13 protein-coding genes are annotated in these 15,945 nt (G+C 69.6%); 5 read left to right on the forward strand and 8 right to left on the reverse strand.

What is annotated here, in order from left to right; translation table 11 throughout:
• Window positions 1-17 precede the first annotated feature (17 nt).
• The 3 genes from MED15_RS25275 to MED15_RS25285 form a co-directional block, all read right to left on the reverse strand.
• Window positions 18-992 (reverse strand): NAD-dependent epimerase/dehydratase family protein, encoded by a 975-nt coding sequence (locus MED15_RS25275; protein WP_112584691.1) that lies wholly within the window; start codon window positions 990-992, stop codon window positions 18-20.
• A 120-nt stretch (window positions 993-1,112) separates the two neighbouring features.
• Window positions 1,113-2,120 carry a GDP-mannose 4,6-dehydratase gene (locus tag MED15_RS25280; protein WP_112584692.1) on the reverse strand — a complete coding sequence of 336 codons (1,008 nt, stop codon included), beginning with the start codon at window positions 2,118-2,120 and terminating at the stop codon, window positions 1,113-1,115.
• Window positions 2,121-2,131: 11 nt separating this feature from the next.
• A complete protein-coding gene (locus MED15_RS25285) occupies window positions 2,132-2,923 on the reverse strand; it encodes a sugar phosphate nucleotidyltransferase (protein WP_112584693.1) in 792 nt (263 codons plus the stop codon).
• Window positions 2,924-3,207: 284 nt separating this feature from the next.
• Between MED15_RS25285 and MED15_RS25290 the strand changes: the two genes are divergently transcribed.
• Together MED15_RS25290 and MED15_RS25295 are read left to right on the forward strand one after the other, a co-directional pair.
• On the forward strand, window positions 3,208-6,315 hold the full coding sequence (locus MED15_RS25290) for a M14 family metallopeptidase (protein ID WP_112699784.1): 3,108 nt from the start codon (window positions 3,208-3,210) through the stop codon (window positions 6,313-6,315).
• A gap of 100 nt (window positions 6,316-6,415) precedes the next feature.
• Window positions 6,416-7,324 carry an NAD(+)/NADH kinase gene (locus MED15_RS25295; protein ID WP_238411002.1) on the forward strand — a complete coding sequence of 303 codons (909 nt, stop codon included), beginning with the start codon at window positions 6,416-6,418 and terminating at the stop codon, window positions 7,322-7,324.
• 53 nt (window positions 7,325-7,377) lie between these two features.
• Here MED15_RS25295 and pgm read toward each other — a convergent pair whose 3' ends face one another.
• Complete coding sequence (gene pgm / locus MED15_RS25300; protein WP_112584696.1) at window positions 7,378-9,018, reverse strand: phosphoglucomutase (alpha-D-glucose-1,6-bisphosphate-dependent); 1,641 nt, start codon at window positions 9,016-9,018, stop codon at window positions 7,378-7,380.
• Between the two features lie 31 nt (window positions 9,019-9,049).
• Window positions 9,050-10,282 carry a glucose-1-phosphate adenylyltransferase gene (gene glgC / locus MED15_RS25305; RefSeq protein WP_091401467.1) on the reverse strand — a complete coding sequence of 411 codons (1,233 nt, stop codon included), beginning with the start codon at window positions 10,280-10,282 and terminating at the stop codon, window positions 9,050-9,052.
• A 70-nt stretch (window positions 10,283-10,352) separates the two neighbouring features.
• Between glgC and glgA the strand changes: the two genes are divergently transcribed.
• Window positions 10,353-11,570: a glycogen synthase gene (gene glgA / locus MED15_RS25310; RefSeq protein ID WP_112699783.1), complete on the forward strand. Its 1,218-nt coding sequence runs from the start codon at window positions 10,353-10,355 to the stop codon at window positions 11,568-11,570.
• A gap of 12 nt (window positions 11,571-11,582) precedes the next feature.
• Here the strand turns inward: glgA and MED15_RS25315 are convergent, their stop codons facing one another.
• Window positions 11,583-12,527: an inositol-3-phosphate synthase gene (locus tag MED15_RS25315; protein ID WP_112584698.1), complete on the reverse strand. Its 945-nt coding sequence runs from the start codon at window positions 12,525-12,527 to the stop codon at window positions 11,583-11,585.
• Window positions 12,528-12,632: 105 nt separating this feature from the next.
• Here MED15_RS25315 and MED15_RS25320 point away from each other — a divergent pair, with 105 nt between their 5' ends.
• Window positions 12,633-13,880, forward strand: a complete 1,248-nt coding sequence (locus MED15_RS25320) for an HNH endonuclease signature motif containing protein (protein WP_112737118.1) — start codon at window positions 12,633-12,635, stop codon at window positions 13,878-13,880.
• Window positions 13,881-13,920: 40 nt separating this feature from the next.
• Here the strand turns inward: MED15_RS25320 and MED15_RS25325 are convergent, their stop codons facing one another.
• Both MED15_RS25325 and MED15_RS25330 read right to left on the reverse strand, forming a co-directional pair.
• Entirely contained in the window at window positions 13,921-15,165 is a 1,245-nt protein-coding gene (locus MED15_RS25325; RefSeq protein ID WP_244220577.1) for a helix-turn-helix domain-containing protein, read from the reverse strand.
• 16 nt (window positions 15,166-15,181) lie between these two features.
• Entirely contained in the window at window positions 15,182-15,379 is a 198-nt protein-coding gene (locus MED15_RS25330) for a hypothetical protein (protein ID WP_112584700.1), read from the reverse strand.
• Between the two features lie 254 nt (window positions 15,380-15,633).
• On the opposite strand from MED15_RS25330, the gene MED15_RS25335 reads away from it, so the two are divergent.
• Window positions 15,634-15,861: a winged helix-turn-helix domain-containing protein gene (locus MED15_RS25335; protein WP_112731238.1), complete on the forward strand. Its 228-nt coding sequence runs from the start codon at window positions 15,634-15,636 to the stop codon at window positions 15,859-15,861.
• Window positions 15,862-15,945 lie beyond the last annotated feature (84 nt).

A 15,945-nucleotide genomic window follows, 5' to 3' on the forward strand; every position in this document is an offset into this window, starting at 1 on the left:
TCGGAGGCGGACCGCGGTCAGGCCGAGCGTGCACGGGCGGCGGGCCATTGGGCAGTGGGAACCCGGGCCCGACGGAACCAGTCGACCGTCTCCCGGAGCCCGTCAACGAGAGAGGTCGCGTTGACCGCCGGGAAGAGTTCCCGCAGCCGCTCGCAGTCGGCCTGGGAGTCCCGCACGTCACCGGCGCGGGACGGCCCGTACACGACCTCCAGCCGCCGGCCCAGCACGACCTCCAACTCGGCGATCAGTTCCAGTAACGAGATCCGGGCGCCGAAGGCGAGATTGACCGTATCCGGCGCGGAGACCCCTCGCAGGATCGCGTCGCTGATCACCGAGATGACGCTGCCGACGTACGTGAAGTCGCGGGTCTGCGTACCGTCGCCGTGCACCTGCAGTGGACGCCCGTCCAGAGCAGCGCTGACGAATCGGGGAACGACCGCGGCGTAGGCGTGGTCGGCCGCCTGCCGGGGACCGAAGACATTGAAGAACCGGAACGGCAGCACCGACATGCCGTAGCAGGCGGCGTACGCGTTGGCGTATGCCTCGGTCGCCAGCTTGGAGACCGCGTACGGGCTGAGCGGTATCGGGCGCAGGGTCTCCCGACGGGGCAGGGTCGGGTTGGCACCGTAGACCGACGACGAGGAGGCCAGAATGATCTGGGCAACCTTGTGTCGCCGCGCCGCTTCCAAGACCATCAGGGTGCCGGTGGCGTTGGCGTGATGGCTGCTTACCGGGTTGTCAATGGAGCGGGGCACCGATCCGAGAGCACCCAGGTGCACCAGGCTTGTCGCCCCGTGGACCGCCTCGTCGAGAAGGTCGGGGTCCAGGATGGTGCCGGTCAGCAGCCGCACCGGCAGGTCGAGGAGGTTGTCCAGCGAGCCAGTCGACAAGTCGTCCACAGCGACGATCTCACTTACCCTGGGAATCCCGGCGAGGGTCTCGATGAGGTTGGAGCCGATGAACCCTGCCCCACCGGTCACGACGATCTTCAAGACTGCTCCTGTCGCTGGTTGCGGTCGTTGACCGCGCTGTTTGTGTCCTACGAGTTGAGGCCAGAGTGCCGGCCGCCACCGCGTCGGTTCGGGGGCGGCCGGTCACGGTGAGATTGGCGCTCAGACGGAGCGGTCGACCCGGTAGCGGGCGAGATTGGCGGGGTCGAGGAACCATTCCACGGTGGCCTTCAGCCCGGCGTCGAGGGACGTAACCGGCGCCCAGCCGGTCTGCGCACGGAGCAGACTGGCGTCACCGAGAAGCCGTTCCACCTCGGAGCCGGTCGGACGTAGTCGTGCATCCGAAACCAAGATCTGCGGATCGGCGCCAAAAATCCCAGCTATCCGGCGGACCAGTTCACCGACCGAGGTTTCCCGGCCCGTGGCCGCTTGGAACACCTGCCCGACCACACGGTCGGCGGGCGCGGACCCCACCGCGATGAAGGCGGCGACGGTGTCCCCGACGAACACCAGGTCCCGGGTGGTCTCGACGGCACCCAACTCAATGAGGTCGGGCTCACGTGCGAGTTGGGCGACGATTGTCGGGATGACCGCCCGGGTCGACTGGCGCGGGCCATACGTGTTGAACGGGCGCAGGGTGACCACCGGCAACTCGAAGCTCAGGTGGTAGCTCTCGGCCAGCTTATCCGCGCCGATCTTGGTGGCCGCGTACGGGGACTGCCCGCGCAGTCGGTGCGTCTCGGTCATAGGGACGCTGGTCGCCGTGCCATAAACCTCGCTGGTCGAGGTAACCACCACTCGCGGGCTGCCTGCCACCCGAGCACTCTCGAGCACGTTGAGCGTGCCGACGATGTTCGTCTCTACGTACGACTGCGGCGCCAGGTAGGAGTACGGGATGCCGCCGAGGGCGGCCAGGTGGTAGACCACCGACACGTCGTCGACCAGCCGCTGCACCATTCCCCGGTCCCGGATGTCGCCAGCGACCACCTCCACTTGCGCCAACTGGTCAGCGCCGAAGGTGTCCAGCCAGCCGTACGAGCCGGCCCCGTTGTAGTGGACGAAGGCCCGCACCCGGTGCCCCCGATTGACGAGTGCCTCGACGAGGTGCGAGCCGATGAACCCGCCTGCGCCGGTCACCGCCACCAGTTCGTCGGTCGAAGATGCCTGCATGGGGCCTGCTCCTAGTCTGCTGTCGATACGGGTGAAATGCGGGTCAGCTGAGCGGCTGTCACCGTGTCGACCTCGACGTGGGGGCGGGCCACACCAGCCGGCAGCAGGATGGGCTCAACCTCGGCGAAGCAGCGGTTGGCCTCGTCGTAGTCCTCAGGACGGCCGATATCGAGCCAGTACCCGCTGAAGTCATAGCTGGTCGGGGGCTCGCCCTTCCTGAGTAGATCTAGAACGAGCTCGTCGAACCCGAAAGCGCGCCCCGGTTGATAGTTCGCGATCGTGCGGGCGGAAAGGCCATAGACGCCCATGCTGACCCGGTAGTCCAAGACCGGCTTCTCGTTGAACTTAATGATCTTGTCACCCTCGGCCTCCAGCACCCCAAAATCGATCTTCACGCTCCGCCGGTAGGTGGCCACCGTCAACGGGGCGCCCGACCGAACGTGCGTGGCAAGCAGGTCGGCGTAGTCGAGATCGGTGAGCACGTCCCCGTTCATCACCAAGAAATGCTCGGGGAGTCGGTCGCGCATCCCGAACAGCGGCCCGATGGTTGACAGGGGTGCCCCCTCCTCCAGGTAATCGACTCGAAGGCCGAACCGGGAGCCGTCACCAACGAAGGCCCGGATCAGCGAGCCGAGATGGTTGATCGCCAGGGTGACCTGGGTGAATCCTCGAGCCGCCAATTGGTAAAGGATGATCTCGAGAATCGCGTAGTTGTCGCCGATCGGGACCAACGGCTTGGGCAGCACCGAGGTGTACGGGCGTAGCCGCACCCCCTTGCCGCCCGCCATGATCACTACGTACATCTCGCCCTCGCCCTCTTCGTCCTGCGGCGACCGTCCGAGCCGAATAGGCGACGTCCGACAGGAGGTGACTCCTGACGGAACAACGACCAGAAGAACGCAGAGATGCGCAAAAGGGACCTCGCGCCTCGGCGGTGGTTTGCTGTTGCGTCTTGGCCGACCCGAGCCACCGTCACCTACAGCCCCGACACCGGCACGGTCAGCGACCTCGCACCCATCGACCTATTGACACTGATCACGCCGCACCGAAGGCTCGCGCCTACAGGTCCTTCACCCAAGGAGGCGCGATGAGACCGAGACGACTGGCGATCGCCGGCGTGGTCACCCTGCTCGGCGCACTGGCACTGACCCCACCGGCCAGCGCGCGGCCGCCGTCCGACCCGGCCGTCCGCGACGGCCTGGAGGTGTACGTCGGCACTGTCGACGCAAAACAGCGGGAGCAACTGCGCGCGGCGGGGGTCGACCTCGGCCACGACGCGAAGGCGGACGCGTCCGGCCGCACGACTGTCGAGACGGTCCTCAGCCGACGGCAGGCGAAGCGGTTGACCGACAAGGGCGTACCGCTGTCGGTGAAGAAGGTGCGAGGCAAGGACGCGTCGCAGGCGCTACGGGAGCAGGCCGCGGCCGGCTGGACGAGTTTCCGTCAGTACGGTGAGCCGGGCGGCCTGCGAGACGAGCTGAACGCCACCGCGGCCCGGTATCCCAAGCTGACCAAGGTGGAGACGATCGGTCGCAGCCAGCAGGGGCAGCCGATCGTCGCCGTGAAGGTCACCAAGAACGCGCGGACCGTCGCGGACGGCCAGCGACCGGCGGTGCTCTACGCCGGCGCGCAGCACGCCCGCGAGTGGATCACGCCGGAGATGACCCGCCGGCTGATGCATCACGTGCTGGACAGCTACGGCACCGACCGGGAGATCACCCGACTGCTGGACACGACCGAACTGTGGTTCCTGCCGGTCGCCAACCCGGACGGATACGACTTCACGTTCACCCCCGGTAACCGTTTGTGGCGCAAGAACCTGCGGGACAACAACGGTGACGGGCAGCTCGGCTCCGGCGACGGCGTCGACCTCAACCGCAACTTCAGCTACAAGTGGGGGTACGACAACGAGGGCTCCTCTCCGGAGCCGAACAGCGAGACCTACCGGGGCCCGGGCCCCAACTCCGAGCCGGAGACCAAGGCCCTGGACCGGCTCTTCAAGCGGGTCGGGTTCGAGTTCTTCGTCAACTACCACTCGGCGGCCGAGCTGCTGCTCTACGGCATCGGCTGGCAGGTGAGCACACCCAGCCCCGACGACGAGATCTACAAGGCGATGGTCGGGGACGACGAGCATCCCGCGGTGCCCGGCTACGACCCGGACATCTCGGCGGAGCTGTACACCACAAACGGTGACACCGACAGTCACGCCACCGTCAGGTACGGCACGCTGGGCTTCACCCCGGAGATGTCCACCTGCGAGGCCGCCTCGGCCGTCGACCCGGACGACCAGTGGCGCCCCGAGGACTGCGTCAGCGGCTTCATCTTCCCTGACGACGAGACGCTGATCGCCGGCGAGGTGAGCAAGAATCTACCGTTCGCGTTGGCAGTGGCCCGGTCGGCGGCGGACCCGGACGACCCGGTTTCGGTGGTCGGTCGGAGCACTCCGGACTTCGTGGTCGACGCCTTCGACACCTCGTACGGGCGCACCCAGCAGGTCGCCTCGATCACCCGTCGGGCGCTGAGAAACGTGCGGATGCACTACACGATCAACGGTGGGCGGCCGAAGACGGTCGCGGTCCGCGAGTGGCGCGGTGGCGAGCGGTACGGCGACACACACGACGACTACTACGCCGAGCTACGGGGCACGGTCAGCGGCGCGAAGCCGGGCGACCGGGTGGAGGTCTGGTTCACCGGGAACAAACCGCGCGCCGGGGTGGTGGCCAGCGAACACTTCACCTATCGGGTGCACAACGACGTCGGGGGCGACGTGCTGGTCCTCGCGATGGAGGACGTCACCGGCCTCAGCCCGGCGCAGACCGGCACCACAGCGAAGTACGCCGACGAGGTCGCAGCGTCGCTGGGCGCCGCCGGGCGCAGCAGTGACGTGTACGACTTCGACGCGATGGGCCGCAGGGCGCCGCACCCGCTCGGCGTGCTGTCGCACTACGAGGCGGTGGTCTGGGAGACCGGCGACGACGTGATCCTGCGCTCCCCCGGTCAGGTGGCCGGCACGACGGCCAGGGCGGCACTGGAAACCGAGCTGGCCGTTCGGGACTATCTGAACGAGGGCGGCAAACTACTGGTCAGCGGCCAGTACGCGTTGTTCGCGCAGGGCGCCAACGGGTCGTACGTCTATCACCCGGACGCGCCGCCGGAGTGCACCGACGCCGAGGCCGCCAGCTGTCTGCCGCTGTTGAACGACTTCCAGCAGTACTGGCTGGGCGCGCACACCTACGTCAGCGACGGCGGAACCAACCCGGACGGGGAGCCGTTCCCGGTCGTCGGGACCGACGCGGCGTTCACCGGCTTCGAGGGGCAGCTGAACGCCTCCGGCTCGGCGGAGAACCAGGCGCACACCGCGTCGTTCCTGACCACGTCGAGCTTCCTGCCGCAGGACGAGTTCCCGCAGTTCGCCAGTTCCGCGCCGGTGGGCTGGACCCGGCCGGGCGGCGCGCCGTTCGATCCGCGTACGGGTGAGTGGTACCTGTACAGCGGGCAGACCGACGAGTCGTACAAGCGGCTCACACGCACTGTGGATCTCACCGGGGCGAGCAGCGGAGAGTTGCGCTTCTTCACCTCCTACGAGATCGAGCAGGACTGGGATTTCATGTTCGTCGAGGCGCACGAGGTGGGTAGCGACGACTGGACGACCCTGCCGGACGCCAACGGCAAAACCAGCACGGTCACCGGGGACAGCTGCACCGAGGGTTGGGTGGAGCAGTTGCACCCGTTCCTCGCGCACTACCAGGGCGCGGACTGCTCTCCCACCGGGAGCACCGGCAGTTGGAACGCGGCGAGCGGGTCGTCGGGAGGCTGGAAGGAGTTCGTGGTCGACCTGTCGGGCTACGCAGGTAAGCAGGTCGAGGTGTCGATCACGTACGCCTCGGACTGGGGCACCCAGGGTCTCGGCGTCTTCCTGGACGACGCCCGGGTGCTGGTCGACGGGTCGACAGTGGCGGAGACCTCGTTCGAGTCGGCCGACCTGGGTGGCTGGACGGTGGCCGGCCCACCGCCCGGCTCCGCTGGCAACGCCAACGACTGGTCGCGCAGCCAGCAGGCGTTCGAGGAGGGCTCGGTGGTGGTCACCGGGGACACGGTGTACCTGGGCTTCGGGTTGGAGGGTCTGCCTCCGGCGGCCCGCGACGACCTGGTCGCCCGCTCGCTGACCCACCTCGCCGGGCAGTCCCGCCCCTGATGGTGGCGAGGTGCGCCGACGGTCCGCGGACCGTCGGCGCACCTTTGGTGTACGCCGGGTACGGTCGCCGCCGATGTGGTGAGCTGTACGGGTGTCGGGGCTGGGACTTGTGCTGCACCCCACCCGGGATGTCACCGAGGTGGTCGGGATCATCGAACGGTGGGCGAAGCGTCACCACAAGACGCTGATGGTTCGCGAGGAGGACCAGCACCGCGTCTCGTCCTGCATCGTGCCGGTGCCGGAGGACGAGGTGGCGGCCCGCGCCGACGCCTTGATCAGCGTCGGCGGCGACGGCACCATGTTGGGTGCGCTGCGATCCGCCGTCCTCGACCCGAAGCCGGTGCTCGGCGTACACCTGGGTCGTGTGGGTTTTCTCGTCGAGATCGAGCCGCCGGAGCTTCCTGAGGCGCTGAGCCGGTTGCTGTCGAAGGAGTTCACCATCGAGTCGCACGCCTGCCTCGCCTGCGACGTGTGTGGCGACGACGTGGTGGCGTTCAACGACATCGCGTTGGTGCGCCAGCCCGGCTCCGGCTTCGTCAACGTCACACTCGCCATCGACGGCCAGCAGTACGGCTACTACCGCTGCGACGCCGTGGTGGTCAGCACCCCGATCGGCTCCACGGCGTACAGCTACGCCGCCGGCGGCCCGCTGATCTCCCCGGCGGCGGACTCGATGGTGATCACGCCGTCGGCACCGATGGCCGGCATCTCCCGGTCGGTGGTGCTCTCACCGAGCGAGAAGATCCGGCTGGAACTGGAGCCCGACTCGTCCCCGGTGGTGGTGGAGATGGACGGGTTGGTGTTCCGCGACCCGGCCACCGAGGGAGCGGTGGAAATCAGCTACCGCCGCAACGCCGGCCTGGTGGTGCGCTTCGACCCGCTGCGCTACCAGGAACGCAACCAGTTGAAGATGACGCTGCTCGACCTGCCGTTCCTGCCCGAGCAGCTCCGCGAGCTGCTCCCTGAGGAACTGCGCCGCACCCAACGGGAAATACCTCCGCCCTGCTGACCCCGCCCACCCGTCCCCATCAAGGCGGGCGGATGGGCGGGTGGGCGCCGGGGTTAGGAGGTCAGAGCTTGGTCTACCAGAGCTTTGGCTTCTTCTTGGATCTTCTTGAGGTGGTCGGGGCCTTGGAAGGACTCGGCGTAGATCTTGTAGACGTCCTCGGTGCCGGAGGGCCTCGCGGCGAACCAGCCGGACTCGGTGCTGACCTTGAGGCCGCCGATCGCCGCGCCGTTACCGGGAGCGGTGGTCAGCGTCGAGGTGATCGGCTCACCGGCGAGTTCGGTGGCGGTGACCTGCTCCGGGGAGAGCTTGCCGAGCACGGCCTTCTGCTCCCGGGTGGCAGGGGCGTCGATCCGGGCGTACGCGGGGGCGCCGAAGCGTTCGGCCAACTCCGCCCAGTGCTCGCTCGGGCTGCGGCCGGTGGTGGCCTGGATCTCGGCGGCGAGCAGGCAGAGCAGCAGGCCGTCCTTGTCGGTGGTCCAGGTCGAGCCGTCGCGCCGCAGGAACGACGCCCCGGCGCTCTCCTCGCCACCGAAGCCGACAGCGCCATCCAGCAGACCAGGCACGAACCACTTGAAGCCGACCGGCACCTCCAGCAGCGGCCGACCCAGGTCGGCGGCGACCCGGTCGATCATCGACGAGGAGACCAGGGTCTTGCCCACCGCGGCGGCCGGCCCCCACTCGGTGCGGGTGCGGAAGAGGTGACGAATCGCCACGGCCAGGTAGTGGTTGGGGTTCATCAGCCCGGCGTCCGGGGTGACGATGCCGTGCCGGTCGGCGTCGGCGTCGTTGCCCGTGGAGATCTGGTAGTCGGCCCGCGCGGCGATCAGCGACGCCATCGCGTTCGGCGAGGAGCAGTCCATCCGGATCTTGCCGTCGCCGTCCAGGGTCATGAACCGCCAGGTCGGGTCGACCGTCGGGTTGACCACGGTCAGGTCCAGGCGGTGCCGCTCGGCGATCTCACCCCAGTACGCCACGCTCGCCCCGCCCAGCGGGTCCGCGCCGATGCGGATCCCCGCGTCACGGATGGCGTCGATGTCGATCGCGGCCGGCAGGTCGTCGACGTAGTTGGCGAGGAAGTCGTACTCCCCGGTGGTGTCGGCGGCCCGCGCCCGTGCGTAGGTGATCCGGCGGACCTCCTTGAGCCCGGCGGCGAGGATGGCGTTGGCCCGGTCCTGGATCCACCGGGTCACGTCGGTGTCGGCCGGCCCACCGTTTGTGGGGTTGTACTTGAAACCGCCGTCGTCGGGCGGGTTGTGCGAAGGGGTGATCACGATGCCGTCGGCGAGCCCGCTGGTCCGCCCACTGTTGTGCGTGAGGATCGCGTGCGACAGTGCCGGGGTCGGGGTGTAACCGTCGCGGCTGTCCACCAGCACGGTGACCCCATTGGCGGCGAGCACCTCCAGGGCGTCCACCGCGGCCGGCGCGGAGAGCGCGTGGGTGTCCCGGGCGAGGAAGAGCGGCCCGTCCAGCCCCTGCTCGCGCCGGTAGTCGCAGAGCGCCTGGGTGACCGCGAGGATGTGGTCGGAGTTGAACGCGTTGCGCAGGCTGGAGCCGCGGTGGCCGGAGGTGCCGAAGGAGACCTGCTGGGCCGGGTCCGCGGGATCCGGATGCTCGGCGTAGTAGGCGGTCACCAGGCGCGGCACGTCGACCAGGTCGGCGGGCTCGGCGGGCTGGCCGGCACGGGGGTGGGTCACTGCGGGATCCTCCTCGGGGAGTGCCTGTCGGTCACGGCACGACCTTCTGGCCCTTGCCGATCACCACGATGCCGTTGTCGGAAACGGTGTAGCGCTGCCGGTCCTTCTCCAGGTCGACGCCGATCTCGACGCCCTCCGGGACGAACACGTTCTTGTCCAGGATGGCCCGCCGGACCACCGCGTGCCGGCCGATCTCCACACCCTCCATCAGCACCGAACCCTCGACGTGCGCCCAGGAGTGCACCCGCACCTTCGGCGAGACGATCGAGTTCTCCACCAGCGAGCCGGAGATCACCACACCCGGGGAGACCATCGAGCCGACCGCCCGGCCCACCCGCTCACCCCACTGGTGCACGAACTTCGCCGGCGGCCACGGCGGCTGCTCGGTGTAGATCGGCCAGTCAAAGTTGTACATGTTGAAGACGGGGTGCACGTTGATCAGATCCATGTGCGCGTCGTAGAACGAGTCGAGCGTTCCCACGTCCCGCCAGTAGCCGCGATCACGGTCGGTGCTGCCCGGCACCTCGTTGTCGCGGAAGTCGTAGACGTTGGCCTCGCCGCGTTCGACGAGCATCGGGATGATGCTGCCGCCCATGTCGTGCTTGCTGGACTTGTCTTCGGCGTCGCGCTCGACCGCCTCGCAGAGCGCCCGGGTGGTGAAGACGTAGTTGCCCATCGAGGCGTAGATCTCATCCGGCGCGTCGGGCAGACCGACCGCGTCGGTGGGCTTCTCGCGGAACGCCCGGATCCGCTTGCCGTCCTCGCCGACCTCGATGACGCCGAACTGGTCGGCCATCGACAGCGGCTGGCGGATGCCGGCCACTGTCACCGCCGCGCCGGAGGCGATGTGGTCCTCCACCATCTGCCGCGGGTCCATCCGGTAGATGTGGTCGGCGCCGAAGACGATCACGTAGTCGGGCTGCTCGTCGTTGATCAGGTTGAAGCTCTGGTAGATGGCGTCGGCCGAGCCGGCGAACCACCACGGGCCACGACGCTGCTGCGCCGGCACGGGGGTGACGTAGTTGCCGAGCAGCGTGGACATGCGCCAGGTCTTGGTGATGTGTCGGTCGAGGGAGTGGGACTTGTACTGGGTCAGCACGACGATCTTGAGATAGCCGGCGTTGGCCAGGTTGGAGAGGACGAAGTCGACCATGCGGTACATCCCGCCGAACGGGACGGCCGGCTTGGCCCGATCCGTGGTGAGTGGCATCAGGCGCTTGCCCTCCCCACCCGCCAGGACGATCGCGAGCACCTTGGCAGCCATGCCCCGACGCTATCCACCCGCGTCCCACTTCACCACTCGTACGGGGAGTCTTCTGCACTAGGGTGCGCACATGACCGACTCCTCCCCGGCCACCGGATCCCTGCGCGTCGATCTGCTCACCCGCGAGTACCCACCGGAGGTCTACGGCGGCGCGGGTGTGCACGTCGAGTACCTGGCTCGGGAGTTGCGCCGCCTCGCCGACGTACGGGTGCACTGCTTCGGTCTGCCGCGCACCGAGCCGGGCGTCACCGCGTACGCCGAACCGCCGGGCCTGACCGGCGCGAACGCCGCACTGCGCACGATGGGCGTGGACCTGGAGATGGCCGCCGGCGCGGCCGGCACCGACGTGGTGCACAGCCACACCTGGTACGCGAACCTGGCCGGCCACACCGCGAAGCTGCTGCACGGTGTGCCGCACGTGGTGACCGCGCACAGCCTGGAGCCGCTGCGGCCGTGGAAGGCCGAGCAGCTGGGCGGCGGTTACGTGCTCTCCTCCTGGATCGAGCGCACCGCGATGGAGGCCGCCGACGCGGTGATCGCGGTCAGCGGCGGAATGCGCAACGACGTGCTCACCGCGTACCCGCAGATCGACCCCGACCGGGTCCGGGTGGTCTACAACGGCATCGACACCATCCAGTACGCCCCGGATCAGGGCACCGACGTGCTTGACCGGCTCGGCGTCGACCCGTCCCGCCCCAGCGTGGTCTACGTGGGCAGGATCACCCGGCAGAAGGGGCTGCCGTACCTGCTGCGGGCCGCCCGGGAGTTGCCGGCGGACACCCAGCTCGTCCTGCTCGCCGGCGCGCCGGACACCGCCGAGATCGCCGCCGAGGTGGAGGAGCTGGTCGCCGAGCTGCGGGCCAACCGTTCCGGCGTGGTCTGGGTGGCCGAGATGCTGCCCAAGCCCGAGGTGATCCAGGTGCTCACGCACGCCACCGTCTTCGTCTGCCCGTCGGTCTACGAACCGATGGGCATCGTCAACCTGGAGGCGATGGCCTGCGAGACGGCCGTGGTGGCGACCGCGACCGGCGGCATCCCCGAGGTCGTGGCCGACGACGAGACCGGCCTGCTGGTGCCGATCGAGCAGGCCACCGACGGCTCCGGCACTCCACTGGACCCGGACCGCTTCGTGGCCGACCTGGCGGCCGCGATCAACACGCTGCTGGCCGACCCGGCGCGCACCGAGCGGTTCGGCCTGGCCGGTCGACGGCGCGCGGTGCAGCACTTCTCCTGGGACGCCATCGCCCGACAGACAGTGGAGGTCTACCGCTCCGTCGGCGCGGCCTGAGGCAGACGGACTTCAGATAGCTGTCCCCGGCGGAGACTTGAACAACGACGTCGCCTCGGCAGCATGACCACCACGCCCGTTCCGTAGCGCGCTGGCGGCGATGCGGATGAGGTCGATGTTGACGCCGGCGGCACCGCTCGGATCGTGCACCTTCAGCTTCACGTCGAGGCTCACCGCTGTCTCACCCCAACCCTGCGCCTCAAGGTTGAGGTGAGCCACCTTCTGCGACGCGAGATGCGGCAGGTACCCGAGCGGTGCCACCTCGACGCTGTCGGCGTCCGACAGAGCGTTGAGCTTGGACTGCTTCTTGGTGTTGGGGTTCTCGACGAGGTTGCGGAAGTCCTCGGTGCCGCCCAGATTGACCTGGTAGGAGCTGACCAGCGTGAGGCCCCGCTCCTGCAGGAGCCGCAGCAGCGCGTTGTGCAGCACCGAGGTGCCGAACTGGCTGGCCAGGTCGTCGCCGAGCAACGGCAGTCCGGCTGCCTCGAACCTGTCGATCCAGCGTGGATGGCGGGCGACCGGGTCGGAGGTCGTGTTGATGAAGGCGACACCCGCGGTGTGGGCCGCCTCGGCGTACGCCTGGGCGGTCTCCGGCCGACCGCTCGGCGCGGAGTAGAGCAGCACCTCCGCCCCTGCCAGCGCCGCCGCCACCCGTCGCACCTCGCTCGCGTCGACGAGGCCCTTCGTGACCGGCACGCCGGCCCTGGGCAGATCGCAGTCCAGCCGAGGGAAGTTGTTGGGCGCCAGGAAGATCGCCTCGGTCAGGTCCCGACCGACCTTCTCCTCGGAGGTGGCGAAGGCCGCCACGACGTCGATGTCGCCCACCCCGAGCCCGTCGATAGTCGGCCTACGAATCCCGACCAGGCTGCCGCTCTGGCGGTAGAGAGCTAGCCCCTGCACCAGCGCCGACGTGTTGTTACCGACACCGACAACCGCGACCTTCACCCGTTCGATCATGGCCGGAGGCTACGTCACCTCCGCGTGTTTCGACGGCCTGGTGATCCGCTCCGACGGGACCACAACGACCCCGCAATTGTCGTACAGGTGTTCTAATCTTTGCCTGTGATCGATGCGTTGGAGCAGGCCGATGCCGCGGTGGCGGCCTGCTTCGACACGGCCGCCTGGGCCAGCGAGCCCGATCTCGTGGCGGCGCTGGACGCCGCGCACCGCCTCGAGCAACGGCTGGCCGCAGTCAAGCTGAGCCTCGTGCGCGAGCTGGACGGTCGAGGTACGGCGACGGCGCAGGGCGCGTCCTCGACGGCGGTGTGGCTGCGGGACCGGTTGCGGCTCGGGGTCGGTGTCGCCCGACGGCTGGTCGAGCTGGCCGCGACGCTCGACGCCGCTCCGCCCGGGGTGCGGGAAGCGTTGGCTGGCGGGGTGGTCGACGTGGAGCAGGTCCGGGTCATCGCCGAGACGGTCGAGACCGTCCACGCCAGCGCCGGCGCGGAGGCCGCCGACAAGGCCGTCGGCGTCCTCGTCGACTGGGCGACGCAGTTCGACGCCGCGCTGCTGCGCAAGCTCGGCACCCGCATCCTCGACCACGTCGCCCCGGACGTCGCCGATGCCGCCGCCGAGGCCGCACTGCGGGCCCAGGAGTCCCGGGCCGCCCGAGACCGGCACATCACCATCAGCGAGCAGACCGACGGCCGGCTACGCCTCGCCGGCATCCTCGACACCGAAGCCGCCGCCGCTTTGCGCGCCGCCATCGATCCGCTCACCACGCCCACCGGGCCCGACGACACCCGCACCCCGGGGCAACGCCGCCACGACGCCCTGGTCGACGTGTGTCGGCTCGCCCTTCGCAGCGGTGAGCTACCCGAGAACGGCGGCGACCTCGCCCAGGTCGTCGTCACCACCGACTACGACGGATTGACCCGACAGTTGGGCACCGGCGCTCTCGACATCGGCCCGCACCTCACCCCCGAGGCCGTGCGCCGCCTGGCCTGCGACGCGAGCATCCTGCCGGCCGTGCTCGGCGGCACCGGTCAACCACTCGACGTCGGCCGGCAACGCCGCCTCATCAGCGGCCCACTGCGCCGCGCCCTGGTGCTGCGCGACCGGGGCTGCGCGTTCCCCGGCTGCGACCGCCCACCGCGATGGTGCGACGGCCACCACATCCGCCACTGGGCCGACGGCGGCACCACCTGCCTGGCCAACGCCGTGCTGCTCTGCGGCCACCACCACCGACACCTGCACCACGGCGACTGGGTCGTCCAGCTTGGCGGCGACGGGCACCCGGAGTTCGTCCCACCGGCCTGGCTCGACCCCGAACAGGTCCCCCGCCGCAACCAGTACCACCCACGCAGATAGTCAACGACGCGGTTGGCCGCAGCCCGTTCGCGGGCGTGCGTCAGGTGACGCGGAGGGTGGCGGCGAGCTGGGCCAGGCCGGTCGGTGCGTCGGCGGACCGCCACACGACAGCGACCAACTTCCGTACCGCCGGCCGGTCGTGCACCTCACTGCGGGCGGTGCGCTCCGCGTCGAGCACCGCCCGGCCCGCGCGGTGCATGTCGCCGGCCAGGGCATACGCGCGAGCCACATCGAGGAGGTACGCGGCCCGGTGCTCGGGCGGCAGCCACCGCCACTCGTCGCCAGCCACCAGCCGCTCGTGCCGGGCGGTCGCCGTGGTGACGTCGCCGAGGGCCGCGTCGGCAACCACCCGGGCCGCCTCAACCGCCGCCCGACCGAAGCCCACACCGCCCGAGCCCGCGCCGCCACAGCCCTCAGCACCAGGGCCAGGGCCAGGGCCAGGGCCAGGGCCAGGGCCAGGGCCAGGGCCAGCGGCAGCATTCGGGCCGATGTCTCGGGCGATCGTCGCGGCCTGATCGAGTGACTGGCGGGCGAGGCGTTCGTCTCCCCCGCCTGCGGCGGCGAGGGCGGCTTGAAGAAGCAGCGTCCCACGCAGCGCGCGGGTCGGGGAGCCATCGTGCGTGCCGATGCGGTCCGCGGCGACGAGCGCAGCGTCCAGGGCGGAGCGCCGTCGACCACGAGACCGCAGGGCCTGACTCAGTGACACGGTGGCGACGCCGGCCAGCTGCGGGTCGGGGGCCGCCAGGGCGACGGTCATTCCACGGTCGGCGGCCAGCCAGGCCAACTCTCCCTGGTCGACCTTGACCAGCACCAGCGCGATGAGCGCGTACACCGACACCAGCAGCGCGTCCGTCGCGCCGGGGCGAGCGGCGTGCACTTCGCGGACGGCGTCGAGCACACCGGGCAGCACTGCCAGCAAGGCCGGGTACCGGGCGTGCCGATAGCTCTGCTCGGCATGCCCCAGCCGAGCACCCAACTCCTCCACCAGCGGCGGTCGGTCCGCGCCCGGTAGGTGGTAGCGGGCCAGCGCCGTCCGGACCCCGTCCACCCCGGCGGCGACCGGAGTCGGCCGCACGGGCCGGGCCGCCAACAGGACCTCCACGTCGATGCGGAGCGTCTCGGCGACCTCCCGGAGGTTGGACACCCGCTCCAACCGGCGTACCCCACGCTCGACCTTGTCCACCCAACTCTTCGACTTGCCGAGCCGGTCGGCGAACTGCTGCTGCGTCATGTTCCGCCGTACCCGCCACTGCGCGACCCGGCGACCCACCGGCAGCTCGTTCACCGCCGGCCCGTCGCGCTCACCGCAGGACCCCAACCACAAACAGCACTAGTACGACCACCGCGATCGCGATGCCGTAGGCGTACTGCCGCCGGGTGAGCGGCGCCCGCGCCGGCCGGGCCGGAGCGGGCACCCGATCCCCGTCCGGCTGCGGAGGCCGCGCCCCGGCGATGGGGTACGCGGGCGGCAGCGGCCCATCCGGCAGTCGCTCGTCCAACGGTGCCTCCTCGCGGCGCGATGAATGGGTGGGTGCCGTGGGTAGTGGGCGGTGGAGTGGTCGGTGATGAGGATGCAGGTCAGGGGCGGTATGGCACGGGAACCTCCCCGGCCTTCGACGAGGCACTCCGCTGCTGACGAGAGGACCTCCTACGCCATCCAACTTAGGACCCTAAGTAGCCAGAGTCAACACAGGGTCCAGACTGTGTCGCGCGTGGTGAGACTCTGTACAGGCTGACGAGAGGTGGTCCCACCATGCCCCGCAAGCCTGTCTACGAGCAGGTCGTCGATGACATCACGACGTCGATCCGAAGCGGCACCCTCAAGCCCGGCGACAAGTTGCCGACGATCGCTGAACTCGCCCGCCAGTACAACTCGTCCGACAACCCGATCAAGCGGGCTCTCTGGATCCTGGACGAGCGGGGTTGGATTGAGGTGCACCAGGGCAAGGGCTCGTTCGTGGCACCGAATCCGCCTGCCTGACGCCGTTCGGACTCTCGCCCGGCCTAGATCCACTCGGGTTTCAGGAAATCGCCGCATCCGGGTCGCCTCGACACCGCGCTTTCC

It is taken from the genome of Micromonospora noduli, assembly GCF_003264475.1.
Lineage (GTDB): Bacteria > Actinomycetota > Actinomycetes > Mycobacteriales > Micromonosporaceae > Micromonospora > Micromonospora noduli.

Coding starts and splice junctions, on each gene's coding strand:
- MED15_RS25280 (WP_112584692.1), bottom strand. CDS start 2,120: ATGCAGGCATCTTCGACCGACGAACTGGTGGCGGTGACCGGCGCAGGC.
- MED15_RS25285 (WP_112584693.1), bottom strand. CDS start 2,923: ATGTACGTAGTGATCATGGCGGGCGGCAAGGGGGTGCGGCTACGCCCG.
- MED15_RS25290 (WP_112699784.1), top strand. CDS start 3,208: ATGAGACCGAGACGACTGGCGATCGCCGGCGTGGTCACCCTGCTCGGC.
- glgC (WP_091401467.1), bottom strand. CDS start 10,282: ATGGCTGCCAAGGTGCTCGCGATCGTCCTGGCGGGTGGGGAGGGCAAG.
- glgA (WP_112699783.1), top strand. CDS start 10,353: ATGACCGACTCCTCCCCGGCCACCGGATCCCTGCGCGTCGATCTGCTC.
- MED15_RS25315 (WP_112584698.1), bottom strand. CDS start 12,527: ATGATCGAACGGGTGAAGGTCGCGGTTGTCGGTGTCGGTAACAACACG.
- MED15_RS25335 (WP_112731238.1), top strand. CDS start 15,634: ATGCCCCGCAAGCCTGTCTACGAGCAGGTCGTCGATGACATCACGACG.